Annotated in this window: 23 protein-coding genes, 1 tRNA gene and 1 riboswitch; of the genes, 14 read left to right on the top strand and 10 right to left on the bottom strand. The window is 68.8% G+C overall.

Annotated elements, in window-relative coordinates:
• Positions 1-51: 51 nt before the first annotated feature.
• Positions 52-127 (top strand) — tRNA-Thr (locus ACYVKL_RS18670).
• Between the two features lie 70 nt (positions 128-197).
• Here the strand turns inward: ACYVKL_RS18670 and ACYVKL_RS18665 are convergent.
• The 3 genes from ACYVKL_RS18665 to ACYVKL_RS18655 all read right to left on the bottom strand — a co-directional run bounded on the left by ACYVKL_RS18665 (position 198) and on the right by ACYVKL_RS18655 (position 2,661).
• Positions 198-581, bottom strand: coding sequence for a hypothetical protein (locus ACYVKL_RS18665; RefSeq protein WP_379164957.1), 384 nt, complete (start codon positions 579-581; stop codon positions 198-200).
• Between the two features lie 202 nt (positions 582-783).
• Entirely contained in the window at positions 784-1,848 is a 1,065-nt protein-coding gene (locus ACYVKL_RS18660) for an NAD(P)H-dependent amine dehydrogenase family protein (protein ID WP_379164955.1), read from the bottom strand.
• A gap of 24 nt (positions 1,849-1,872) precedes the next feature.
• The gene (locus tag ACYVKL_RS18655) at positions 1,873-2,661 is read right to left on the bottom strand and encodes an SDR family oxidoreductase (RefSeq protein WP_357190147.1); all 789 of its coding nucleotides are present in this window, start codon (positions 2,659-2,661) and stop codon (positions 1,873-1,875) included.
• Positions 2,662-2,794: 133 nt separating this feature from the next.
• Here ACYVKL_RS18655 and ACYVKL_RS18650 point away from each other — a divergent pair, with 133 nt between their 5' ends.
• From ACYVKL_RS18650 to ACYVKL_RS18640, 3 genes are all read left to right on the top strand, one after another.
• Entirely contained in the window at positions 2,795-3,424 is a 630-nt protein-coding gene (locus ACYVKL_RS18650) for a TetR family transcriptional regulator (protein WP_357190149.1), read from the top strand.
• A 112-nt stretch (positions 3,425-3,536) separates the two neighbouring features.
• Positions 3,537-4,001: a DUF2752 domain-containing protein gene (locus tag ACYVKL_RS18645; protein WP_213559006.1), complete on the top strand. Its 465-nt coding sequence runs from the start codon at positions 3,537-3,539 to the stop codon at positions 3,999-4,001.
• Between the two features lie 18 nt (positions 4,002-4,019).
• Positions 4,020-4,223 carry a hypothetical protein gene (locus ACYVKL_RS18640; RefSeq protein ID WP_379164952.1) on the top strand — a complete coding sequence of 68 codons (204 nt, stop codon included), beginning with the start codon at positions 4,020-4,022 and terminating at the stop codon, positions 4,221-4,223.
• A gap of 18 nt (positions 4,224-4,241) precedes the next feature.
• On the opposite strand, the gene ACYVKL_RS18635 is transcribed toward ACYVKL_RS18640, so the two are convergent.
• Together ACYVKL_RS18635 and ACYVKL_RS18630 are read right to left on the bottom strand one after the other, a co-directional pair.
• On the bottom strand, positions 4,242-5,555 hold the full coding sequence (locus ACYVKL_RS18635) for an aminotransferase class V-fold PLP-dependent enzyme (protein WP_379164951.1): 1,314 nt from the start codon (positions 5,553-5,555) through the stop codon (positions 4,242-4,244).
• Between the two features lie 68 nt (positions 5,556-5,623).
• Positions 5,624-5,737: riboswitch (SAM riboswitch) on the bottom strand.
• 63 nt (positions 5,738-5,800) lie between these two features.
• Positions 5,801-6,649: an SAM-dependent methyltransferase gene (locus tag ACYVKL_RS18630; protein WP_379164949.1), complete on the bottom strand. Its 849-nt coding sequence runs from the start codon at positions 6,647-6,649 to the stop codon at positions 5,801-5,803.
• A 54-nt stretch (positions 6,650-6,703) separates the two neighbouring features.
• Here ACYVKL_RS18630 and ACYVKL_RS18625 point away from each other — a divergent pair, with 54 nt between their 5' ends.
• From ACYVKL_RS18625 to ACYVKL_RS18615, 3 genes are all read left to right on the top strand, one after another.
• Entirely contained in the window at positions 6,704-7,165 is a 462-nt protein-coding gene (locus ACYVKL_RS18625) for a MarR family transcriptional regulator (RefSeq protein WP_379164947.1), read from the top strand.
• A gap of 165 nt (positions 7,166-7,330) precedes the next feature.
• Positions 7,331-7,999: a biliverdin-producing heme oxygenase gene (locus ACYVKL_RS18620; protein WP_379164945.1), complete on the top strand. Its 669-nt coding sequence runs from the start codon at positions 7,331-7,333 to the stop codon at positions 7,997-7,999.
• A 214-nt stretch (positions 8,000-8,213) separates the two neighbouring features.
• The gene (locus tag ACYVKL_RS18615) at positions 8,214-8,846 is read left to right on the top strand and encodes a LysE family translocator (RefSeq protein WP_379164943.1); all 633 of its coding nucleotides are present in this window, start codon (positions 8,214-8,216) and stop codon (positions 8,844-8,846) included.
• A gap of 1 nt (position 8,847) precedes the next feature.
• Here ACYVKL_RS18615 and ACYVKL_RS18610 read toward each other — a convergent pair whose 3' ends face one another.
• From ACYVKL_RS18610 to ACYVKL_RS18600, 3 genes are all read right to left on the bottom strand, one after another.
• Positions 8,848-9,312: a flavin reductase family protein gene (locus ACYVKL_RS18610; protein ID WP_379165784.1), complete on the bottom strand. Its 465-nt coding sequence runs from the start codon at positions 9,310-9,312 to the stop codon at positions 8,848-8,850.
• A gap of 150 nt (positions 9,313-9,462) precedes the next feature.
• A complete protein-coding gene (locus ACYVKL_RS18605; RefSeq protein ID WP_357190161.1) occupies positions 9,463-9,936 on the bottom strand; it encodes a YbaK/EbsC family protein in 474 nt (157 codons plus the stop codon).
• 40 nt (positions 9,937-9,976) lie between these two features.
• A complete protein-coding gene (locus ACYVKL_RS18600; RefSeq protein WP_460772262.1) occupies positions 9,977-10,291 on the bottom strand; it encodes a 2-oxo-4-hydroxy-4-carboxy-5-ureidoimidazoline decarboxylase in 315 nt (104 codons plus the stop codon).
• A gap of 149 nt (positions 10,292-10,440) precedes the next feature.
• Here ACYVKL_RS18600 and ACYVKL_RS18595 point away from each other — a divergent pair, with 149 nt between their 5' ends.
• The gene (locus ACYVKL_RS18595; protein ID WP_379164939.1) at positions 10,441-11,262 is read left to right on the top strand and encodes a crotonase/enoyl-CoA hydratase family protein; all 822 of its coding nucleotides are present in this window, start codon (positions 10,441-10,443) and stop codon (positions 11,260-11,262) included.
• A gap of 82 nt (positions 11,263-11,344) precedes the next feature.
• Positions 11,345-13,000: an MDR family MFS transporter gene (locus tag ACYVKL_RS18590; RefSeq protein ID WP_379164937.1), complete on the top strand. Its 1,656-nt coding sequence runs from the start codon at positions 11,345-11,347 to the stop codon at positions 12,998-13,000.
• 48 nt (positions 13,001-13,048) lie between these two features.
• Here the strand turns inward: ACYVKL_RS18590 and ppa are convergent, their stop codons facing one another.
• Positions 13,049-13,540, bottom strand: a complete 492-nt coding sequence (gene ppa, locus ACYVKL_RS18585; protein ID WP_357190166.1) for an inorganic diphosphatase — start codon at positions 13,538-13,540, stop codon at positions 13,049-13,051.
• 134 nt (positions 13,541-13,674) lie between these two features.
• On the opposite strand from ppa, the gene dacB reads away from it, so the two are divergent.
• The 5 genes from dacB to ACYVKL_RS18560 all read left to right on the top strand — a co-directional run bounded on the left by dacB (position 13,675) and on the right by ACYVKL_RS18560 (position 19,290).
• Positions 13,675-15,135, top strand: coding sequence for a D-alanyl-D-alanine carboxypeptidase/D-alanyl-D-alanine endopeptidase (gene dacB / locus ACYVKL_RS18580; protein ID WP_379164934.1), 1,461 nt, complete (start codon positions 13,675-13,677; stop codon positions 15,133-15,135).
• Positions 15,136-15,148: 13 nt separating this feature from the next.
• Entirely contained in the window at positions 15,149-16,222 is a 1,074-nt protein-coding gene (locus ACYVKL_RS18575; RefSeq protein WP_379164932.1) for a zinc-dependent metalloprotease, read from the top strand.
• 60 nt (positions 16,223-16,282) lie between these two features.
• Positions 16,283-17,410 carry a tRNA lysidine(34) synthetase gene (locus ACYVKL_RS18570; RefSeq protein ID WP_379164930.1) on the top strand — a complete coding sequence of 376 codons (1,128 nt, stop codon included), beginning with the start codon at positions 16,283-16,285 and terminating at the stop codon, positions 17,408-17,410.
• A gap of 55 nt (positions 17,411-17,465) precedes the next feature.
• Entirely contained in the window at positions 17,466-18,023 is a 558-nt protein-coding gene (gene hpt, locus ACYVKL_RS18565; protein WP_213559014.1) for a hypoxanthine phosphoribosyltransferase, read from the top strand.
• A 379-nt stretch (positions 18,024-18,402) separates the two neighbouring features.
• Positions 18,403-19,290, top strand: a complete 888-nt coding sequence (locus ACYVKL_RS18560) for a LysR family transcriptional regulator (RefSeq protein WP_213559015.1) — start codon at positions 18,403-18,405, stop codon at positions 19,288-19,290.
• A 164-nt stretch (positions 19,291-19,454) separates the two neighbouring features.
• Here the strand turns inward: ACYVKL_RS18560 and ACYVKL_RS18555 are convergent, their stop codons facing one another.
• Positions 19,455-20,927, bottom strand: a complete 1,473-nt coding sequence (locus ACYVKL_RS18555; RefSeq protein ID WP_379164927.1) for an amidase — start codon at positions 20,925-20,927, stop codon at positions 19,455-19,457.
• Positions 20,928-21,087 lie beyond the last annotated feature (160 nt).

Raw genomic sequence — 21,087 nt, 5'->3', positions numbered from 1 at the left:
CGTTTTCGCGATTCGGGCACGAGACGATAGACTCGCAGCGCCGGAAGGCACGCCGCCTTAGCTCAGTCGGTAGAGCGCTTCACTCGTAATGAAAAGGTCGGGGGTTCGATTCCCCCAGGCGGCTCCAAAACAACAGGTGGAGAGCGATCGTCGCTCTCCACCTGTTGTCGTTGTGGCGGTCGCCGGATCATCCACGGCTACCTCCCGATCACCAGGGACGTCCCCGGGGCGTCCTGGATTCCGCGGGCATTGGCGACGCCTGGTCCACCTCCGGTCCCGCCGTGTTCGCCGTTGTCGGTGCAGCCGTTCCCGGTCTGGCTGGGATCGGTGCAGGTCTTCTGGCCCTCATCGCTCTGCCCGCATTCTGGGTTGTCACAGCCATGGGGCGGGACCGGCGGAGGAACTGGCTCGGCGTGATTACCGGACCACCCTCGAGTCTGATCGACCTGCATGACGCCGGACGCCGTGCCCGACGTGGCCATGGCTGGAACCGCCGTCGCGGGAACTGCCATCACCACCCCTGCCAGCACGAAGGTGGTGAACAGCTGACGTGTGACACTGCGGTAAGTCTCGTTGGTCATGATCATTGCCTTTCCGGCGGACTCGGTGCCGACTGCTGCGACTAATCGATTTCGTCACCTCGCACGTCTCGTTCGCAGATACCCCCATCTGCGTTTGCCCTGATCAGAATCCTACTCAGGTGATCAACAGCGGAAAACAATCGTTTGGGCGGCAAAAGAAAAGGTGAGGACCATCGTGGTCCTCACCTTTGTTATCGGTGGGTCAGGAGACCAGGCCGCGGCCGGTGGTCAGGGGGAGGTCCATCGCCGTGAGCAGGCCCGGGCGGGCTTGGACGACGGAGGGGATGGTGCTGACCAGGCGGGCTGCGGTGCCGACCACTCCGGCTTCGGCGTGGTCGCCGTTGCTGTAGAGCTGGAGGTCGAGGAGGTAGTCGGGTTCGCCCTTGATTTCCACTCGGTAGCAGCCCGATCCGGCGGGTTGGGGCCAGTCGGGGGCCAGGTCGGGGTGCAGGCGGGTGACGTGTTCGAGGGTGAGGATTTCGCGGCCGTCGCGGATGCCGTGGACTTGGAAGCGGAGGGCGGCAGCGGTGCCGGCCTCGATGGTGTGGGATCCGATCCGGATGGGATCGGTGGCCGCGAGTCGTTCGAAATGCTGTGTGACGGAGTCGAGTTCGATGTCGAGGGCGGCGGCGAGCTGGCGGATGACGCTGCCCCAGGCGAGGGTGAGGATGCCGGGCTGCAGCAGCATGGGGAGGTCTTCGAGCTTGCTGCCGAAGCCCATGATGTCGAAGACGACCTTCGGGTTGTCGTAGGTGGAGTAGTCCATGATCTCCGAGCAGATGACCCGGTCGATGCGTTCGGAGCCGCTGGACAGCAGCAGCGGCAGCCAGTCGTTGGCCCAGCCGGGGTCGATGCCGTTGACCCAGAGGGATGCGCCGCCTTCCTCGGCGGCCTCGACGATGGGGGCGATGACCTCGTCGGGGAGGGTGCCGTAGGGGAATTGCAGGAAGACGGGGCTGCTGGAGACGACGTTGATGCCGGCGCGTAGGAAGGTTTTCAGGTCCTCGACGGCCTCCATCAGGCGGTCGTCGGCCATGGCGGTGTGGACGATGCAGTCGGGCTTCAGGCCCAGCAGGGCCTGCGCGTCCTGGGTGGCCAGGACGCCGGTCTCGTGGTCGAGTCCGGCGAGTTCACCGGCGTCCTTGCCGGCCTTCTCGGCGCTGGACACCCAGACCCCGACCAGGTCGAGTTCGGGGCGGGCGATGATGTTGCGCAGGGCGCGGCGGCCGACATTGCCTGTGCTCCACTGGACTACGCGGTACTTCATGGAAAACTCCTGGGACGCGGGGGATTACAGGTCGGGGATGGGGAGGTCGAGGTTGGGGCGGTCGATGCCGCCGTCCACCTCGAGCACCTTGCCGGTGATGTAGCCGCCCGCGCGGGAGCTCAGGTAGACGATGGCGGCGGCGATCTCCCACGGCTCACCGAGGCGGTGCAGCGGGGTGGCGTCCTCCATCTGCTTCTTGATCTCCGGTTGCTGCGCAACGACTTCCAGCGCGGAGGTCAATACCGAGCCGACCGCGATGGCGTTCACCCGGATGCGCGGGGACAGGTCGGAGGCGGCCATCTTGGTCCAGTGCGCGAGGGCGGCCTTGGCGGTGCCGTAGGCCAGGAAGCCGCGGCCCGCGCTGATGCCCATGCGCGAGGAGATGTTGACGACCGAGCCGCCGTCGTTCTTCAGCATGTGCGGTACCGCGGCCTGGGTGAGGGCGTGCGCGGTGGACACGTTGAAGCGGAAGGCCTCTTCGAGGAAGTCGGGGGAGGTGGTGAGGAAGGTGTTGGGCATGGTGCCGCCGACATTGTTGACCACGATGTCGAGGCGGCCCAGTTCGGCGGCGGTGGTCTCGGCGAGGGCGGTGATGGCCGACAGGTCGGACAGGTCGGCGGGGACGGTGACGCAGCGGCGTCCCAGGGCGTGGATCTTGCCCGCGACCTCGTCGAGCTGGGCGGGGGTGCGGGCCGAGATGGCGACGTCCGCACCGGCTTCGGCGAGGGCGAGCGCGGTGGCGGCGCCGATGCCGCGGCCCGCGCCGGTCACGACGGCGACGCGGCCGTCCAGTCGGAAAGTGTCCAGGATCATCGCTAATGCAGTCCTTCCGGAGGTGACGACAGTCACTCGACACTTTTAAGCATTAGTTCTTAACCGTCAAGGACGAGTTCTTTATCCGCTGGTGAGCGGCTACAGTCCAGACTGTGGCCAGTAGGGAGTGCAGGTGGCAGTGACGGGCGCGCGCGAGCGCATCATCCTGGCGGCGGAACAGCTGATCGCCGAGCGCGGTCCGGCGGTGCCGCTGCGCGATATCGCCGCGGCCGCCGAACAGCGCAACAACTCGGCGGTCCAATACCATTTCGGTTCCCGCGACGGCCTGATCGAGGCCGTGGTCGAACACCGGCTCGTCACCCTGGAGATCCGGCGGCTGGAACTGCTCGCCGAGCAGGCCGGGACCGGTGAGACGAACGTCCACGACCTGCTCGAAGCCCTCGTCATCCCCATGCTCGAGCTGGGTGAACGGCACGGTATCCACCACTACGCGCGATTCCTCGAACAGATCCACACCCATCCGGCGGTCACCGATGCCGCGAATCTGGCCTCCGCGCAGCGCACCTCGGTGCGCGTGATCATGCAACAACTCGACCGGGAACTCGCCGACCTGCCGAAACGCTTGCGGCTGCGGCGGTTGCGGGCCTTGCCGACGGTGCTGTTCGCGCTGCTGGCCGATCACGAACGGGCGGTCGAAGCCGGCAAGGTCGCCGTGGGCGACGTGGCCGCCTGGGGTGAGATCGTCGACATGCTCGCGGGCGTGCTCACCGCCCCGGTCGTGGAACGCGCGCCGATCCGCTGACCGGCACGCGAAAACGGCTGCGGGGGCTCTATGTCCGGCGTTGCCGGCCGCCGGGGTGCGAAGTTCGCCGCGACCTGGCAGGTGGTCGGCGCTGCGGCTACCGTTGATGGTCGTGGACATCACGGCACCAGTCACGGCGGCGGAAGCCGAAGCACAGCCCGCGGGCTCGCGATGGCTCGGCGTCGGGCTACCGCTGCTGAGTGGCGCCGCCGTCGCCGGTGGGCTGGCACTGCTGCACTTCCGGGACCCGCACGTGCAGGGGGCCTACGGGTTCTGCCCGTTCTACGAGCTCACCGGGTATTGGTGTCCCGGCTGCGGTGGTCTGCGCGGCCTGCACAATCTGACCGACGGCCGGATTCTCGACGCCATCCACAGCAATGTGCTGCTGCTGCCGTTGACGCTCGGCTTCCTCGCCTGGTGGGGCACCTGGCTGGTGCGCGGCTGGCGGGGCCGGGCGGTGCCGCCGCGACTACCGCGGGTGCTGCCCAGGTCGGCGCTGTGGGTGGCGGTGGCCTTCCTCGTCCTGTTCACGGTCGTGCGGAACACACCGTGGGGTACCTGGATCGCGCCCGTCTAGACGGAGCATGCTCTTGTTATGAGCGAATCATGGCTGGGCGAATCGCTGAAGGAGCGGGTGCGCGACAAGCTGATCCGTCAGCTCGAGGAGGACGGACCGCCCGATCCGGATCAGGAGGACACCCGGCAGGTGTCCGTCCAGGCCGATCTGGATGCGCTCGAGTCGGTCGCCGACGACGATCCGCTGGTCGAGATGCTCGCGGCCCGCTACGTCGTGCCCTGACCGACTCTCACCGGTGAGTCAGAATCCGCAGGGCGCCGCGCCTTCCGCAGACACGCCGAACGGGCGGGTCTCGGGGACCGGGTTCCAATGGCCTTCGGTGCGGGCGTAATTCCACGCCGGCCCGTGCCCGACCAGGGTGGCGATGGCGTCGACGAGACGGTCCACGTCGGCGGCGGTGGTGCCGAGACCGATGCTGGCGCGCAGGGCGGCGTCCACGCCGAGGCGGGCGAGCAGCGGGTGGGCGCAGAATCGGCCGTCGCGTACGCCGATGCCGTGTTCGGCGGACAGGTAGGCGGCGACCTGGCCCGGTTCGAAGCCGTCGACGGTGAACGCGACGATGCCGACGGCGTCGCTGCTGTCGCGCCAGATGCGCAGGAAGTTCACGCCCGGAACGGTTTTCAGGCCGTAGCGCAGGCGGTGGGTGAGGTACTGCTCGTGCTCGACGACGGTGGTCTCGTCGAGTTCGGTGAGGGCGTCGCAGGCGGCGGCCAGCGCGGCCACGCCGAGCACGTTGGGGGAGCCGGCCTCGTGGCGCTGCGGTGCGGGCGCCCAGTCGACGCCGTCGGTGGTGACCGAGCGGACCGCGCCGCCCCCGGCCAGGTACGGCTGCGCCGCGTCCAGCCAGTCCCGGCGGCCGACCAGGACGCCCGCGCCGAACGGGGCGTAGGCCTTGTGCCCGGAGAAGGCCAGGTAGTCGATGCCGGTGGTGCGCAGGTCGATGCGGCGGTGCGGGGCCAACTGGGCGGCGTCCACCAGGATGCGGGTGCCGCACTGGTGCGCGATCCAGGCGAGTCGTTCCAGCGGCAGCAGTTCGCCGGTCACGTTGGAGGCGCCGGTGATGGCCAGCAGCGCAGCGGGTTTCGAGCACAGCTCGGCGACCAGGCGCTGGATGGTCTCCTCGATGGTGTCGGCGACCGGCACCACCCGGCGGCCGTGGCGGGTCCAGGGCAGGAAGTTGGCGTGGTGTTCGACGTCGAGCACCACGGTGTCGCCGGGCACGCAGGCGGCCAGCAGGTTCAGCGAGTCGGTGGTGTTGCGGGTGAACACGACCACCTGGTCGTCGGCCGCGTTCAGGAAGCGGGCGACCGAGCCGCGGGCCGACTCGTAGCAGTCGGTGGAGACGCGGGAGGCGTAGCCCGCGCCCCGGTGCACGCTGGCGTAGAACGGGAGCAGCGCCGCGACGCGGTCGGTGACCTGCTTCAACGCGGGGGCGCTGGCGGCGTAGTCGAAGTTGGCGTACCCGGTGGTCCCGCCCTGGACGAGTGGAACCTGCAGGTCACAGCCGGTTACGGTGGCGAGGGGGGTGCAGGTCTGGTCGGCGAATGCGGTCATCACGAAATCCCATCGGATTCATGGACGCGCGATCGGCTGTGCTGCCTGGAGCAGAAAGAACGATCGAGAGTCCGCGCTTGCCGCGCCCGGTCGGGCGACGGCCCGGTCGTCACCCGGAGCACCCCGCCGCGGTGGAGGGTTGCCGACCAGCTAGCCGGGGCTTGACGCTGGTACTCATGACCTGATTGCGAGACTGGCAGACCCATCGCGGGCTTGTCAACCCTGCCCGGCGCCGGCCTGTCGGGTCAGATCTTCGTGGCGGTGACGCAGCGTTCGATGTCGGGGACCCGCTCGCCGCCGCGGCCGAGCGGTGTCAGGAAGCGCTCGGTGTACTCCCCTCCGCCGACTTGTTCGACCTCGCGCCAGCCGTGTTCGGCGAGCAGTCCGGACACGCTGCCAGGGTGCAGCCCGAAGCGCCAGATGCCCTGTCCGGCAACGAATCTGCGATGGGCGGCCGGGCAGCCGTCGAGGTTCGTCCCGGCGATGAAGTCCTGACGGATATAGCTGAAGATCAGGTGGCTCCCCGAAGGCGCGGTAGCGAGAGTTTTCAGGGTGGCGTGCACCGCCGTCTCGGTGAGGTATTGGGTCACGCCCTCCCAGAGAAACAGGGTTTTCGCGTCGGTGCGGTAGCCGGATTCGGCGAGTCCGGTGGCGAGGTCCTGCCGCTCGAAGTCGATCGCCACCGGAACAACGTTGCCGGGCAGGGGGATTCGGCGCTGTTTGAGCGCGATGTTCACCGGTAGGTCCACCTCGAAGGCCGGTATCGCGGCGGGTGCGGCGAGGCGGCAGGCGCGGGTGTCGAGGCCCGCGCCGAGTACGACGAGGGCTTCGGTGTCGTGCAGCAGGGCGGCGGTCTGCTCGTCGAAGTACCGCTTCCGGCAGGCCAGGCTGTTCCAGATGCCGGGGTCCTGCCGGTCCATGAGCCGGCGCAGCCAGCGCCGGGTGCGCTGCCGGCGCACCAGCGGGCGCAGTCCCGCGGGCAGTGTGCGAATGGCCAGATCGTCTGCCAGTAGCCGCTTTTCCGCCGGCATGGCGCTCTCGGTGGCGGCGATGAGCATGGGGATCAGGGAGGTGCTCGCGGCGTTGTCGACCATGACGGCGTTACTCTTTCTGCATCCGACAAGTATCTGAATGAGGACAGTAGTTGCATGGATGCAGATAAATCTACCCTGCTGTCACAGGGCAGTGCCGCCTACCGCGAGTACCTCACCGCGCAGGCGGTGGCCGCGCACGTCACCGCGCAGGCGCTCGGGCTGGGCCCGACCGACTTCTTCGGGCTCAATCTGATCGCCCTCGCGGGCTCTATGACCGCCGGTGAGCTGGCCGAACGGACGGGGTTGTCCACGGGCGCGGTCACCCGGCTCATCGACCGGCTGGAACGGGCGGGCTATGTCCGGCGCGCGCCGGATCCGGCCGATCGCCGCAAGGTGGTGGTCGAGCCCACGCCCGATCCCGACGGCCGGATCGACGCGGTGCTCGCGCCACAGCGGACCCGGATGGGCGAGGTGTTCGCCGACTTCGAACCGCGGCAGCTGGTGGTCCTGTTCGACTACTTCGCCCGGGCTGCGATCGCGCTGCGCCAGACCGCACACGACCTCCAGGGCGACTGAGGGCGTGTGACCAAGGACACCGGCGAATTGGAAAAATCATCCGAAAGTTGGAGTGGGTGGGCCGCAAAGTTCGAATCGCGCGATCGTTGCTGGGGCGTAGGGTCTATGAGGAAGTTAGGGTAGCCAAAGTGTGGTGCCCCGGAGTTGACCACGAGGAGCCCGACCATGTTGGACACGGACACCAGCGCCCCGTTCTCGACGCTCATTCGCACCGCGACCGAGCAGCAGCACAACGAGGCGGAGCACTCCACGTTCATGCGTGACATGCTGACCGGTCAGCTCGGCGTCGACGCCTTCCTGCGCTACACCGGGCAGCTCTGGTTCGTCTACGAGGCCCTCGAAAAGCATTCCACCGCACTGGCTTCCGACTCGGTCGCGGGTCCGTTCGTGAAGCCGGAGCTGGCGCGCCTGGCCGCGCTCGAGACCGATCTGGCGCACCTCGGCGGCGCGAACTGGCGCGACGAGCTGCAGCCGCTGCCCTCGACCGCCGCCTACGCCGCCCGCATCGAAGAGTGCGCGCAGGAGTGGCCGGCCGGATACGTCGTCCACCACTACACCCGCTACCTGGGTGATCTCTCCGGCGGCCAGGTCATTCGCGGCACCGCCGAGAAGCTGTGGGATCTGCCCAAGAAGGGCGACGGCGTGCGCTTCTACGTCTTCGACGAGATCACCAATCCCGCCGCGTTCAAGCGCGAGTACCGCGAGGCCCTGGACCAGCTTCCCCTCGAAGGTCCCGAGGTCGATCGGGTGCTCGACGAAGCGCGGTTGGCGTTCACGATGAACACCGACCTGTTCCGTGAACTGGGCGCTCTTTCCGCCTCTCCGCGTATTTAGCGGGCGGCTGGGAGCCGTCGGGGTTGGCGACCCGTGCCGGCGGTTGGGTGCCGAACCAATTCTGGACGTACCCGGTGAGTTACCCGGGCCTCACGAAATCAGTCGTCACGTTGGGATATTCGGGTACTGACCCGGCCGTCGGGGGCGGGTCAGCGGCGGTGTCCAGGTAGCCGAGACTTGCGTCGTCACGGCTGCGTGCGTTGCCATGGAGGGCATGAGTTTTCCGCTGCTGCTGAGTTTCGCGGGATTGTGCGTGCTGCTCGCGCTCACCCCCGGCCCCGATACCTTTCTGGTGCTGCGATTCTCGATGGCCGGGCCGCGACCGGGGATCGCGGCGGCGGTGGGTTCGGCGTTCGGCGGGATCGTCTGGGCGACGGTGGTGGCGGCCGGGGTGGCCGCGCTGCTGGAGCAGTCGGCCACGGCGTATCGAACGCTCAAGGTGATCGGCGGAATCTACCTGCTGTACCTGGGGATTCGGGCGCTCATGGAGCATCGGCGGGTGCGGAACGACGCCGCCGAGACGGAAATCGTGGTGTCCCAGGGCAAGCCGGCGTCGATGCGCTCGGCGTTCGCTGCCGGGTTGCTGTCGTGTGTCTTCAATCCGAAGGTGGGATTGTTCTACCTCGCGGTGCTGCCGCAGTTCCTGACCCACGTGACGTTCGCGAACACACTCACCCTCGGCGCCATCGAATCCACCATCGCGGCAATCGAAATGATCGTGCTGGCGGTGGCGGCCGCGCGGGCGGTGGCGTTGTTGCGGCGGCCGCGGATCCGGGCGCGGCTGGAGCAGGCGAGTGCGGCGATCCTGGCGGCGCTGGGGATCGGCACCGCGGCGTCGGCGGCCTGAGTCAGTCGGCGATCTCGGCGCGGTGGTAGGCGCCGTTGTAGTACACCAGCGGGCCGACCGCGGGGGAGTGTTCGGTGTTGTCGTGCACCTGGGTGACCAGGCCGATGATCAGGGTGTGGTCGCCGATCGGGAGCAGCTGGTGGACGGTGGCGCGGACCCAGATCGGGGTGCCGTGCAGGACGGGTTCGCCGGAGCCGAGGGTCGTCCACAGTGACCGGTCGGTGAAGCGGTCCTCGGCGCTGCGGCTGAACCGCTGCGCCAGATGCTTCTGATGTTCGCCCAGGAAATGCACCACCACCGATTCGGCCGCCAGCATGGCCTCGATGCTGGAGGAGTTCTCGGCGATGTTGAACGAGATGAGCGGCGGCTGCGCCGACAGCGAGGCGAACGAGGTCGCGGTGAACCCGACCGGTCCCTGTGCGGAGTTCAGCGTGACGATGGTGACGCCGGCCGGATAGTGCCGCATGGCGGCCCGATATTGCTGCGCGGTGATGCCGCTCAGGTCGTCGGGCACGTGTAGCTCGGTGCCGGGTGTCGGAGAATCGGTCACGTCACGAACCTACGTGGTCGAGTGCCCGATTATTCCGCGCACTCGCAAACCCCGTGGTGGCGGCGCTCAGTCCACGTCGATGGCCAGGCCCGCGGTGATCCGCACCAGCTCCCCGAAGGTCGTGCGGAACAGGGTGTTCGGATGCCCGCCCGCCGCCCACAGCTCCCGATACTGCGCCAGGGCGTTGTCGACGAAAGTGGGCAGGTTGGTGGGGTGGCCGAGCGGTGCCACGCCGCCGATGGGCTGGCCCGTCACCTCCTTCACCATGTCCGCGGGCGCCCGGCTGAGCGTGCCCTCCAGGCGCTGCCCGGTGCGGGACAGGTTCACCTGGTGTGCGCCGGAGACGAGCAGCAGCACGGGATCGTCGTCGAGCAGGAACACCAGCGACTTGGTGATGGCCCCGATGGTGACGCCGACCGCGTCGGCGGCATCGCGCGCGGTGGGGGTGGGCGTGGGCTGGGTGATGATCACCCCGTGATGGCCGCGCGCGATCAAGGTGTCGGAAACCTTCGACGCGACCGGTGGCAGGGACCTGCGCATGGCAACCAGGGTAGAGCGATTGCGGTGGATGCGCGGGGGATCAGTAGTCGGGATAGCCCTCCTCGGGGCCCAGCATGGTGGTGAGGCGGTCGTACACGATCGGGGCCAGCTCGGCGACGGTGCGCTCCGAAACCGGCTGGTGTGCACAGGAATCGAAGACCCGTTCCAGATCGACGGCGGACATGGCGCGCAGTTCCGCCGCCGCCGCCGTCTGGAGTGCGGCGTGGCCCGGGTAGGGGCGGCCGTCAGCGATCTTCTGGGCCCAGGTGACATTGCAGCAGCATTCGTACAGGGCATGAATCGCGCGACGGCGGGGGAGGGTGTTGAAGCGGTCGAGGCCGATTCCGTGGTGCATCATCGTGACCTCACACACAGGAGGAACAGTTTGTGCGGACGCGATAATCGTCCACCTCCGGGTGCCGTGAAAACGCTGGGACGCAGCAGATTTAGCACAGCGTTTACACCGGCCAACCTACTCGCGGGTAACCCCTATACGCTGGACCAATGACCGAATGGAAGGCTTTCGAAGTCGAAAGCAAGGACCACATCGCGACGGTGACGCTCACCGGTCCTGGCAAGGGCAATGCCATGGGCCCCGACTTCTGGCGTGAGCTGCCGCTCATCTTCGGCGAACTCGACGCCGACCCCGACGTCCGGGCCATCGTGCTCACCGGCTCGGGCAAGCATTTCTCCTACGGACTGGACCTGCCGGCCATGAGCCCGCTGTTCGGGCCGCTGCTGGCCGACAAGGCCCTCGCCGGCCCGCGCACCGACTTCCTCAAGCACGTGCGCGGCATGCAGGACTCGGTGACCGCGGTCGCCGACTGCGTGAAGCCGGTCATCGCGGCCATCTCCGGGTGGTGCATCGGCGGCGGGCTGGACCTGATCGCGGCCGCCGACGTCCGCCTGGCCAGCGCCGATGCCAAGTTCAGCCTGCGTGAGGCCAAGGTGGCCATCGTCGCCGACATCGGCTCGCTGCACCGACTGCCCGGCATCATCGGCGAAGGCCATGTCCGCGAGCTCGCCTACACCGGCAAGGACATCGACGCGGCCCGCGCCGAGAAGATCGGCCTGGTCAACGACGTGTACGCCGACCAGGAGGCCGTGCTGGACGCCGCCTACGCGATGGCGCGCGAGATCGCGGCCAACCCGCCGCTGGTCGTGCAGGGCATCAAGGACGTGCTGGATCAGCCCAAGCGCGGGAAGATCGCGGACGGGCTGCGCTACGTGTCCGCGTGGAACTCGGCGTTCCTGCCGTCCGAGGACCTGACCGAGGCCATCCAGGCCGTCTTCGAGAAGCGCGACCCGCAGTTCAAAGGCAAGTAACCCCTTCGGGTTACAACCCATAAAAGGACCCCATACCTCCGGTTCCCGGCCTATCGTTTTTGGCGGGGGCTGGAGGTTTGGCATGGCGACATCCGAAGTGAGCGCGTCGACCGGCGAGGGCGGCTTCACCCATCGGCAGATCCTGGTGATCCTGTCCGGGCTGCTGCTGGGCATTCTGCTCGCGGCGCTCGATCAGACCATCGTGTCCACCGCGATCCGCACCATCGCCGATGACCTGAACGGGTATTCGCTGCAAGCCTGGGCGACCACCGCGTACCTGATCACCGCGACCCTCGCCACGCCGCTCTACGGCAAGCTCTCGGACATGTACGGGCGCAAGCCCTTCTACCTGGCCTCCATCACCATCTTCGTGACCGGCTCGCTGCTGTGCACGTTCGCGCAGTCCATGTACGAGCTGGCGGTGTTCCGGGCGCTGCAGGGGCTGGGCGCGGGCGGGCTCATGTCGCTGGCGCTGACCATCGTCGGCGATATCGTGAGCCCACGCGAAAGGTCCAGGTACCAAGGGTATTTCCTGGCCGTGTTCGGCACCTCCAGCGTGATCGGGCCGGTGCTGGGCGGGCTGTTCGCGGGACAGCACAGCATTCTGGGGATCGCGGGCTGGCGGTGGGTGTTCCTGGTGAACGTGCCCATCGGACTGTTCACGCTGGTCGTGGTGACCCGGGTGCTGCGGTTGCCGCCGCGGGAGAAATCCCGTGACCGCGTGGACTATTGGGGCGCGCTGGCGCTGATCGTCGCCATGAGCCCGCTGTTGATCGTGGCCCAGCAGGGCCGCGAATGGGGGTGGAGCAGCGGGCGAGCCCTGGCCTGCTACCTGGTCGGCGCGCTCGGCATCGCCGCCTTCGTGCTGATCGAGCGCGCACTGGGGGACGCGGCGCTGATCCCGTTGCGCATCTTCGCCAATCGCACCTTCGCCCTGGGCGTGGTCATCTCGTTCGTGGTCGGCGCGGGCATGTTCGGCGGAATCCTGCTGCTGCCCCAGTATTTGCAGGCCGACCGGGGCGCGAGCCCGATGCTGGGCGGATTGCAGATGATCCCCATGGTGCTGGGGATGATGATCGGTTCGGTGCTGTCGGGCCAATTGATCTCGCGCACCGGGCATTACCGGATCTACACGCTGCTCGGCGCGGCCATGATCACCCTCGGACTATTCCTGCTGCACTATTTGAAAGCCGACACCGCGTTCTGGATCGTGGTGCTGTTCATGCTGTGCGTGGGATTCGGGCTCGGCAATCTCATGCAGCCGCTCATCGTGGCCTTGCAGAATGCGTTGCCGCCCAAGGATATGGGCGTCTCCACCGCGTCGGCCACCTTCTTCCGGCAGATCGGCGGCACCCTGGGCGCCGCGGTATTCCTGTCCATCCTGTTCGACCGGCTGGGGCCCAATATTCGCGCTCAGCTGGAGGCGTCCGGCGCCGACCCGAATTTCCAGAAGGCCGTGGTCGACGCCGCGCACGACGGAAATCCGGCGGATATGGCACTGGCGCAGGGATTCCTGCACCACGACACTTCGGCGGCGCAGAGCGTGTTGCAGGACAGTTCGATCATTCAGAAGCTGAATCCGGTCTTGGCGCACCCGTTCAAGGTCGGATTCGCGGAATCGCTGTCCACGGTGTTCCTGACGACCTCCGCGGTCGCCTTCGTGGCGCTGGTGCTGGTGGTGTTCTGGAAGGAAGTTCCCCTCCGCACCACCGCGGGACTCGATACCGTCCCCGAGTAAAGCGAAGGGGCGGCACGGAATCCGTGCCGCCCCTCACTCAGCGTGACCTCAGTGGCCGCCCTGCTCCTGCAGACGGGCGTAGGCCTCGTCGACCAGCTTCTCGGCCTTCTCGCGGCCCTCCCAGCCCTCGACCTTGACCCACTTGCCGGGCTCCAGGTCCTTGTAGCGCTCGAAGAAGTGCGCGATCTCCTTGCGCTGGAACTCCGGGATGTCCTCGACGTCCTGGATGTGGTCCCAGCGCTTGTCCTTGTTGGGGACCGCGACCAGCTTCTCGTCGGTGCCGGCCTCGTCGCTCATGATGAGCACGCCGACCGGGCGGGCCTCGACCAGCACACCCGGGAACACCGGCTCGGGCAGCAGGACCATGCAGTCCAGCGGGTCGCCGTCGCCGCCCAGGGTGTTCTCGATGTAGCCGTAGTCGGCCGGGTACATCATCGGGGTGTACAGGTAGCGGTCCAGCCGCACGCGTCCGGTCTCGTGATCGACCTCGTACTTGTTGCGCTGACCCCGGGGGATCTCGATGGTGACGTCGAACTCCACGTCATCTCCTTCTTCGGTGGGCGGTAAGGCTGCCGACTCGCCAGCACGTTCGGGGGAACGACTGCGCAACGAGGATAGTGTGGACCGCGGTAGAGCCATCAGCCCCACCACAGGTATCAGGGAGACAGCGGCAGGTGTTTGGTCGGAACAAGCAGAACATCGGTGGTCTGGAGGCCAAGCGGCGCCGCAGAACCTGGATCGCGGTGTCATCGGTGCTGGTCGTCATGCTGGTGGCCGCGACGGCCGTGGTGCTGATCCTGAAGCCCTGGACCGAGGAGTTCCAGCACGGGGGCTTGACGATCGCCGACCCGCCCGCGCCCGTGAAACCGATCCCGCAGGTCGCGCCGGCTCCGGTGACCGCGCCCGCGGCCAGCACGCACGGTCTGACCGCCGCACTCGCGCCTGTGGTCGGTAACCCCGACCTGGGCGCCTTCGCCGCGTCGGTGTCCGACGGCGACACCGGCAAGGTGCTGTGGGCCATGGACGCCGACAAGGCCATGATCCCGTCGTCCACCGCCAAGATCCTGACCGTCGCGGCCGCCCTGCTGACCCTGCCCGACGACCACCGGGTGACCACCAAGGTGGTGACCGGCTCGGCGCCCGGCGAGATCGTGCTGGTCGGCGGCGGCGACCCCACCATCACCGCTCAGCCCGATGGCAAGGGCTACTACCCGGACGCGCCGCGCCTGCAGGACCTGGTCGCCCAGATCAAGGCCACCGGGCAGCGGGTCGACTCGATCACCGTCGACACCTCCGCCTACCCCGGGCCGAACTTCGCGCCCGGCTGGGACGCCGCCGACATCGGGGGCGGCTCCATCGCGCCCATGGACGCGGTGATGATCGACGGCGGCCGCCTCGACCCGCTCGTCGAATACTCGCCCCGCACAGCCACTCCCGCCCTCGACGCGGGCCGCAAACTGGCCGCCGAACTGGGCGTGGACCCCGCCAAGGTGAAGGCGGGCAACGCGCCCGTGAGCGCCACCCAGCTGGCCGCGGTGCAGTCCGCGCCGCTGCGGGACCGCCTGCTGCAGGCCATGGTGCACTCCGACAACGTGCTGGCCGAGGCCATCGGCCGCGAGGTCGCGGTGGCCGGCGGGCAGGAAGCCTCCTTCACCGGCGCGGTGACCGCGCTCAACACCGTGCTGCAGGCCGCCGGATTCGACCTGACCGGCCTGAAGATGGCCGACAACAGCGGACTCTCGACCGACGACCGGATTCCGCCGCGCCTGCTCAACCGGGTGCTGACGGTCGCCGCGCTGCCCAACGGCGCTGCTCCGCAAGATAATTCGACCGCCGACCCGGCCGCGGTCACCACCCCCGGCTCCCCGCTGGCGCCGCTGTTGGACTATCTGCCGGTCGCGGGCGGCACCGGCTCGCTGGCGAGCCGCTATGTGGATCGCGATCGTGAGGGCGCGGGTTGGATTCGCGCCAAAACCGGAACTCTGTCCGTATCGAGTGCGTTGGTCGGATATGTGCTGGACCGTGACGGACGGGTCCTGACGTTCGCGCTCATGTCGAACGATCGGCCGCCGGAGGTGAGCCGACCCGCGCTGGACGCCGTCGCCAACGCACTGCGCAACTGTGGCTGCTCCTGACGGGTGGATGAACATGACCGGATCCGAGAACCCCACCGCGCCCGCGCGCACTCGCACCATGCTGACCGGATCGGTCGACTGGAACATGGCCGCCCGCACCGGCGCGGCGCTGGTGCCCGCCGGGCCCCGCACCTCCCGCTACTCGGCCGAGCGGGCCGTCGCCGAGCTCGCGGCGGCCTCGGTGCGCGCCGAAGGACCGGTGCGTGAGGTCAGTGGGCTCGACGATGGATCGGTGGTGCCCGACGCGCTGATCGTGGACCGGCCCGGCTGGATCCGGGCCGCCGCCGACTCCATGTCCCAGCTCACCGGCAGCGGCATCGAACCCGGCGAGAAGGGCAAACTCGTCGGCAAGCCGGCCGGGATGCAGGCCGGGGCGATGCTGGCGTTCCTGTCCACCGCCATCCTCGGCCAGTACGACCCCTTCACCGGGCCAGACGGGACGCTGCTGCTGGTCGCGCCCAACATCATGGCGGTGGAACGCGCACTCGGCGTGCCGCCCAGCGACTTCCGGCTCTGGGTGTGCCTGCACGAGGTCACCCACCGGGTCCAATTCTCTTCCGCCCCATGGATCGCCGGCTACATGCGCAGCAATGTCGACACCCTCGGCGCGGCGGGCGACGAACCCCTGGCCGATATCCTGGCCCGGCTCGCCGAAGCGGTGAAGGACCGCCGCCGTGGCGTCGAGGACCCCGCGGGCGGTGTCATCGGTCTGCTGCGCGCCACCCAGTCCGAACCGCAGCGCGCGGCCCTGGACCGACTACTCATGCTCGGCACTCTCCTGGAGGGGCACGCCGACCACGTCATGGACGCCGTCGGCCCCGCGGTCGTCCCCTCGGTCGCCCGCATCCGCGCCGCCTTCGATCAACGGCGCAAGCGGCCCGCCAACCCCATCCAGCGACTGTTGCGCGCGCTGCTCGGCATGGACGCCAAGGTGGCCCAGTACGTGCGCGGCAAGGCGTTCGTCGACGAAGTGGTCGACACCGTCGGCATGGCCCGCTTCAACACCATCTGGACCGATCCCGAAACCCTGCCCCGCACCGACGAGATCGGCGATCCGCAGCGCTGGGTCACCCGCGTCCTCGGCTGAGCCGCCGCGCCGCACGGGAGCGCTTGCGCCGCGCCGGAATTCGGGACGTACCCGGCAGGAATGCTCGCCGCACGCCGCTGCCGCGCGCCCGCGTGCGACGATCGGGGCGTGAACGATCGGCCCCGACTACCCGAGACGCGCGCCGCGCTGGAGCTGCGCCGGGCCGTCCGGGAATGGCTGGGCCGCTACGCCCCCGACGGCGTGGTCTGCGTGGCCCTCTCCGGTGGCGCGGACTCCCTGGCGCTGACCGCCGCCGCCTGCGCCGAAGCCGATGTGGTGGACGCACTGATCGTCGATCACGGACTGCAGGCGGGATCCGGCGAGGTCGCGGACCGCGCCGCCGCCACGGCACTGCGACTGGGCTGCCGGTCAGCCCAGGTATTGCGCGTCCGCGTCGAGCGCAACGGGTCGGCCGCGGTGGCGGATCGGATGAACGGGCAGTCGACCGCCGAACCGGATGCGGACGGGCCGGATGCCGAGCCCCAGACTCCGCTGGGAGGCGGGTTCCCGGGTGGACCGGAGGCGGCGGCCCGGCGGGCGCGCTACGACGCGCTGCGGGCCGCGCGGCAGGGATTGCCCGTGCTGCTCGGGCACACCCTCGACGATCAGGCCGAGACCGTGCTGCTCGGGCTCGGGCGAGGGTCGGGGGCGCGGTCGATTCGGGGGATGGCGGAGTTCTCGGAGCCGTGGGGGCGGCCGCTGCTCGGGGTGCGGCGGCAGTTGACCCGGGAGTTGTGCGCGGAGCTCGGGCTCGAGGCTTGGGAGGATCCGCACAACAGCGCACCGGAGTTCACCCGGGTGCGGCTGCGCGGGGAAGTGCTGCCGCTGCTGGAGGAGGTGCTCGGGGGCGGGGTGGCCGAGGCGCTGGCCCGGACCGCGGCGCAGCTGCGGGAGGACTCCGCGGTGCTGGACGCGCTCGCCGGGGAGTTGCTGGCGGCCGCGCGGGCGGGGGACGGGCTCGGAATCGAGACGCTCGCCACTGCGCAGCCTGCGATCCGCCGCCGCGTCATTCGCGCGTGGCTGCTCGAGCGTGGCGCGAAATCATTGACGGACAGCAATTTACGTGCGGTGGAAGCGCTGGTCACGCGGTGGCGTGGGCAGGGCGGCGTCGCGGTGGGAGGTTCGCCCAGTGGGACGAGGTTGGTTGCCGCGCGTGAACATGGCAGGCTCATACTCGGGTCGGAGTGAACCCGCTTTTTTTGAAAGATTCACAGTCGGGTCGACTGAAGGGAAACCAGCGGACGTGTACGGGGACGACATCGCGTCGGTGCTGATCAGCGAAGACCAGATCGCCGCCAAGGTCGAGGAACTGGCCGAACTGGTCGCCAAGCGCTATCCCGCCGACGCTCCCGAGGGCGACCTGCTGCTGGTGGGCGTACTCAAGGGCGCGATCTTCTTCATGACCGATCTGGCCAAGAAGCTCACCGTGCCGACGCAGATGGAGTTCATGGCCGTCTCGTCGTACGGCTCCTCGACCTCGTCCTCGGGTGTGGTGCGCATCATGAAGGACCTGGACAAGGACATCGCCGGGCGCAACGTGCTGATCGTCGAGGACATCATCGACTCCGGTCTGACGCTGTCGTGGCTGCTGCGCAACCTGTCCAGCCGCAACCCGGCCTCGCTCGAGGTGGTGACGCTGCTGCGCAAGCCCGACGCGCTGCGCACCCAGGTGGACGTGATGGCCGTCGGCTTCGACATCCCGAACGAGTTCGTGGTCGGCTACGGCCTCGACTACGCCGAGCGGTACCGCGATCTGCCCTACATCGGCACCTTGGATCCGAAGGTCTACGGCGGGGAGTAACCGACGTCGCACCGGTTCTGAACGAAGGCCGCCTTCCACTATGGGAGGCGGCCTTCGGCCTTGATGTGACCAAACTCACTCGAGCGGCCGGTTTCGGCCGCGGGCCGGGGCGGAGTGTTGTTGCTGAAGGTCAGCGTCCGGATCGCTTTCGGGTCGCGGATCGAACACGATCGTGAATCAATGCTGGTCAAGTGTCCGTTCGGGTGCTCGCGGCCGAGTGCTGGTAAATGGCCAAGAATTCGCGGGTCCGGTTAACGGAATGTTTCATTGGAGCCCTATGCTGTCTGTAACAAACCTGACGGCTGTTTTCTGATCCTGTTGCAAACTTCCGGGTCAGATTCGGCTGGAAAATCAAGACCGATTCTGATAGCAAGGGGCTATGGACCCGCATTTGCGCGACCTGCGGTATTTCGTCGCCGTCGCTGAGGAACTGCATTTCACCAACGCGGCGCAACGGCTGCACATCGCTCAACCCACCCTGTCACGACAGATCCGGCAGCTGGAACGCCAGCTGGACGTCGTGCTGTTCGACCGCAACCAGCGCAGCGTGGCCCTGACCGTCGCCGGCAAGGAACTGCTCGAAGGCGCCCGGAAGATCCTGGAGCTCTGGGAAGTCACCAATGTCGCCCTGCAGGAGGCCGGTGAGGTGCTGCGCGTCGGCATCCAGTCCTCCATCGGGCGCGGCCTGATCACGGATCTGGAGAGCGCCAGCGGCCACCGGCTCGCCCTGCACTCCGCGTCCTGGACCGACCCGTCCAGTGGCCTGGCAGGCCGCCAGGCGGACCTGGCGCTGATGTGGCTGCCCGTACCCGACACCAGCCGCTACCGGTGGCAGGTGCTGCGCACGGAGCCGCGCTGGGTACTGCTGCCGGAGAACCACGCGCTGGCCGGACAGGAGAGCATCGACTTCGCCGACCTGCTCGACGAGCCCTTCGTCGCCATGCCCGCCGAAGCCGGTGCGGCCCGCGACTTCTGGCTCGGCTCCGACGCCCGCGCCGGCCGCCAGGCCCGGATCGGGGCGGAAGCCGCCACCGCCGAGGAACGCCTCGAGGCGGTCAGCCTCGGCCTGGGCGTCTGCCTGCTGGCCGAGAACAATGTCCCCATGTACCGCTGGCCGGGCCTGACCGCCCGCCCGGTGACCGGCCTCGCCCCGTGCGAACTCGCGGTCGCCTGGCGTGCCGACGACGACCGCCCGACCATTCTCGAGTTCGCGGCCCGTGTCCTAGACGGCGGCTTCGCCGAGCAGGAGCCCCTCGCGGCCGTCTAGGCCGGCACGATTCGTCCGAACGGGCGGCGGCGGTGGGTCGGAGGTTGCCGCGGCCCGTGCGGGGCAGTGTGCGATCGGGCACAACGAGGTGCGGGATCGACACGAAAGAACAGCGCCGCGTCACTCGGTGACGCGGCGCTGCTCTGCGTCCGGGGACGGTCGGGTCAGGAGACGACGCGCTGCCAGGGGTGCGCGGCCTCGATCTGCGCGGCCAGCCGCAGGATGGTGGACTCGCTTCCGGGCGGTCCCGCGATCTGCGCCGCGACCGGCGTGCCGGAACGCGGGTGCAGGCCCATCGGAATGGAGATGGCCGGCCAGCCGACCAGATTCCACAGCGGCGTGAACGGCGAGAACTTCACGTTGGCAAGCACATTCGCCGGCCACGGGCGCGAATGCCAGCGGCGGGCGCGCGGCGCCGAGGTGGCCAGGGTGGGTGTGATGACCACGTCGTAGCGCTCGAAGTAGTCCAGCAGCCGGGCCTCGACCCGGTCGACCTGCGACGCGCGCAGCAGCCCGGACTTCAGCACCGCGTTGCCCAGCGCGACGTGCGTCCGGGTGCGCCGCTGCAGCCGCTCCGGGTGCGCGACGATCGCGGCCTCGCGGGCGGCATTGGCCAGCCAGCGCAGCAGCAGCGCGAAAGTCACGCCCTGGTAAGGGAGTTCGGCCACGCCGATGATGTGCCCGGCCAGCGACGCGGCCGCCGCGGCCTTGTCGGCGGCGGCGGTCCAGGCCAGGTCGACGTGGGTGAGCGGCACCGGCGCCCCGGTCGCCAGACCGATGCGCAGCGTCTGCGGCGTGTCCAGGTCGGCCAGATCGGGACGGTCCGCGAGCACCGACAGCATGAGCGCGGTGTCGGCGACAGTCGTTGCGAGAACGCCGTTTTCGGTCATTCCGCCCCAGGCGTCGAGACCCACCTCGGCGGGCACCAGACCGCGGCCGGGCTTGAGACCGACCACGCCGCAGCAGGCGGCCGGAATGCGCACCGAGCCGAGCCCGTCGTTGCCGTGCGCGATCGGCACCATGCCCGAGCCGACGGCCGCGCCGGAACCGCCCGACGAACCGCCCGCCGAGTAGCGGGTGTTCCACGGGCTGCGGGTGATGCTGCCCGGCTCGTCGGTGACGCCCCACAGCCCGAACTCCGGCATGTGGGTGAGGCCGACGACCACCGCGCCCGCGGCCCGCAGCCGCCGCACGACGGGGTGATCGTCGCCGGCGGCCTCGTCGGACCCGGCCAGCGAGCCGCCGCGGGTCACCTCGCCGGCCACGTCGATGTTGTTCTTGACCGCGATCGGCACCCCCGCCAGCGGCAGCATGTCCAGATCGGCGCGTTCGGCGACGGCGCGGGCCTCGGCGCGGGCGGCTTCCTCGCGAACCAGGCTGAAGGCGTTCAGCTTCCGGTCCCGCCCGCGGATCCGGGTCAGGGCGGCTTCGACGGCGTCCTCGGGGGATAGCGAGCCGTTCTGCACGGCGGTGGCGACGCCGATGGCCGTGGTCAGGTCCACGGCGGGACGCTCGGGTGCATTGTCGGAATCGGCCACTTTGTCTCCCCTGTCCCGCCCGGTGACTGCCACCGCCACGTCCTCGGTGGTGCCGGCGTCGGCGATCCCAGCCGCCAAGGCCGTGCCCTCGTCGTACATGCTGGTCTTCCCCCGTCGCGTCGTATCGAAATCGGGTGATCCGCTCGTGAGCCGCAAGTTATCATTCCGGCTATTGGTCGGGGATGATGGTGTCGGGTGTGGCGGTTTCTTTGTCCGAATCTCAGAATCCACGACATCCTGGGATCGACCGTGCGGATCG

Source organism: Nocardia tengchongensis, assembly GCF_054781395.1.
This window is presented reverse-complemented; position numbering and strand designations above follow the sequence as displayed.

What these genes read in the sequence shown, in the direction of transcription:
- ACYVKL_RS18665 (WP_379164957.1), bottom strand. Translation starts at nt 581, where the DNA reads ATGACCAACGAGACTTACCGCAGTGTCACACGTCAGCTGTTCACCACC.
- ACYVKL_RS18660 (WP_379164955.1), bottom strand. Translation starts at nt 1,848, where the DNA reads ATGAAGTACCGCGTAGTCCAGTGGAGCACAGGCAATGTCGGCCGCCGC.
- ACYVKL_RS18655 (WP_357190147.1), bottom strand. Translation starts at nt 2,661, where the DNA reads ATGATCCTGGACACTTTCCGACTGGACGGCCGCGTCGCCGTCGTGACC.
- ACYVKL_RS18640 (WP_379164952.1), top strand. Translation starts at nt 4,020, where the DNA reads ATGAGCGAATCATGGCTGGGCGAATCGCTGAAGGAGCGGGTGCGCGAC.
- ACYVKL_RS18635 (WP_379164951.1), bottom strand. Translation starts at nt 5,555, where the DNA reads ATGACCGCATTCGCCGACCAGACCTGCACCCCCCTCGCCACCGTAACC.
- ACYVKL_RS18630 (WP_379164949.1), bottom strand. Translation starts at nt 6,649, where the DNA reads ATGGTCGACAACGCCGCGAGCACCTCCCTGATCCCCATGCTCATCGCC.
- ACYVKL_RS18625 (WP_379164947.1), top strand. Translation starts at nt 6,704, where the DNA reads ATGGATGCAGATAAATCTACCCTGCTGTCACAGGGCAGTGCCGCCTAC.
- ACYVKL_RS18620 (WP_379164945.1), top strand. Translation starts at nt 7,331, where the DNA reads ATGTTGGACACGGACACCAGCGCCCCGTTCTCGACGCTCATTCGCACC.
- ACYVKL_RS18615 (WP_379164943.1), top strand. Translation starts at nt 8,214, where the DNA reads ATGAGTTTTCCGCTGCTGCTGAGTTTCGCGGGATTGTGCGTGCTGCTC.
- ACYVKL_RS18610 (WP_379165784.1), bottom strand. Translation starts at nt 9,312, where the DNA reads ATGCGGCACTATCCGGCCGGCGTCACCATCGTCACGCTGAACTCCGCA.
- ACYVKL_RS18605 (WP_357190161.1), bottom strand. Translation starts at nt 9,936, where the DNA reads ATGCGCAGGTCCCTGCCACCGGTCGCGTCGAAGGTTTCCGACACCTTG.
- ACYVKL_RS18600 (WP_460772262.1), bottom strand. Translation starts at nt 10,291, where the DNA reads ATGCACCACGGAATCGGCCTCGACCGCTTCAACACCCTCCCCCGCCGT.
- ACYVKL_RS18595 (WP_379164939.1), top strand. Translation starts at nt 10,441, where the DNA reads ATGACCGAATGGAAGGCTTTCGAAGTCGAAAGCAAGGACCACATCGCG.
- ACYVKL_RS18590 (WP_379164937.1), top strand. Translation starts at nt 11,345, where the DNA reads ATGGCGACATCCGAAGTGAGCGCGTCGACCGGCGAGGGCGGCTTCACC.
- ACYVKL_RS18575 (WP_379164932.1), top strand. Translation starts at nt 15,149, where the DNA reads ATGACCGGATCCGAGAACCCCACCGCGCCCGCGCGCACTCGCACCATG.
- ACYVKL_RS18570 (WP_379164930.1), top strand. Translation starts at nt 16,283, where the DNA reads ATGCTCGCCGCACGCCGCTGCCGCGCGCCCGCGTGCGACGATCGGGGC.
- ACYVKL_RS18560 (WP_213559015.1), top strand. Translation starts at nt 18,403, where the DNA reads ATGGACCCGCATTTGCGCGACCTGCGGTATTTCGTCGCCGTCGCTGAG.
- ACYVKL_RS18555 (WP_379164927.1), bottom strand. Translation starts at nt 20,927, where the DNA reads ATGTACGACGAGGGCACGGCCTTGGCGGCTGGGATCGCCGACGCCGGC.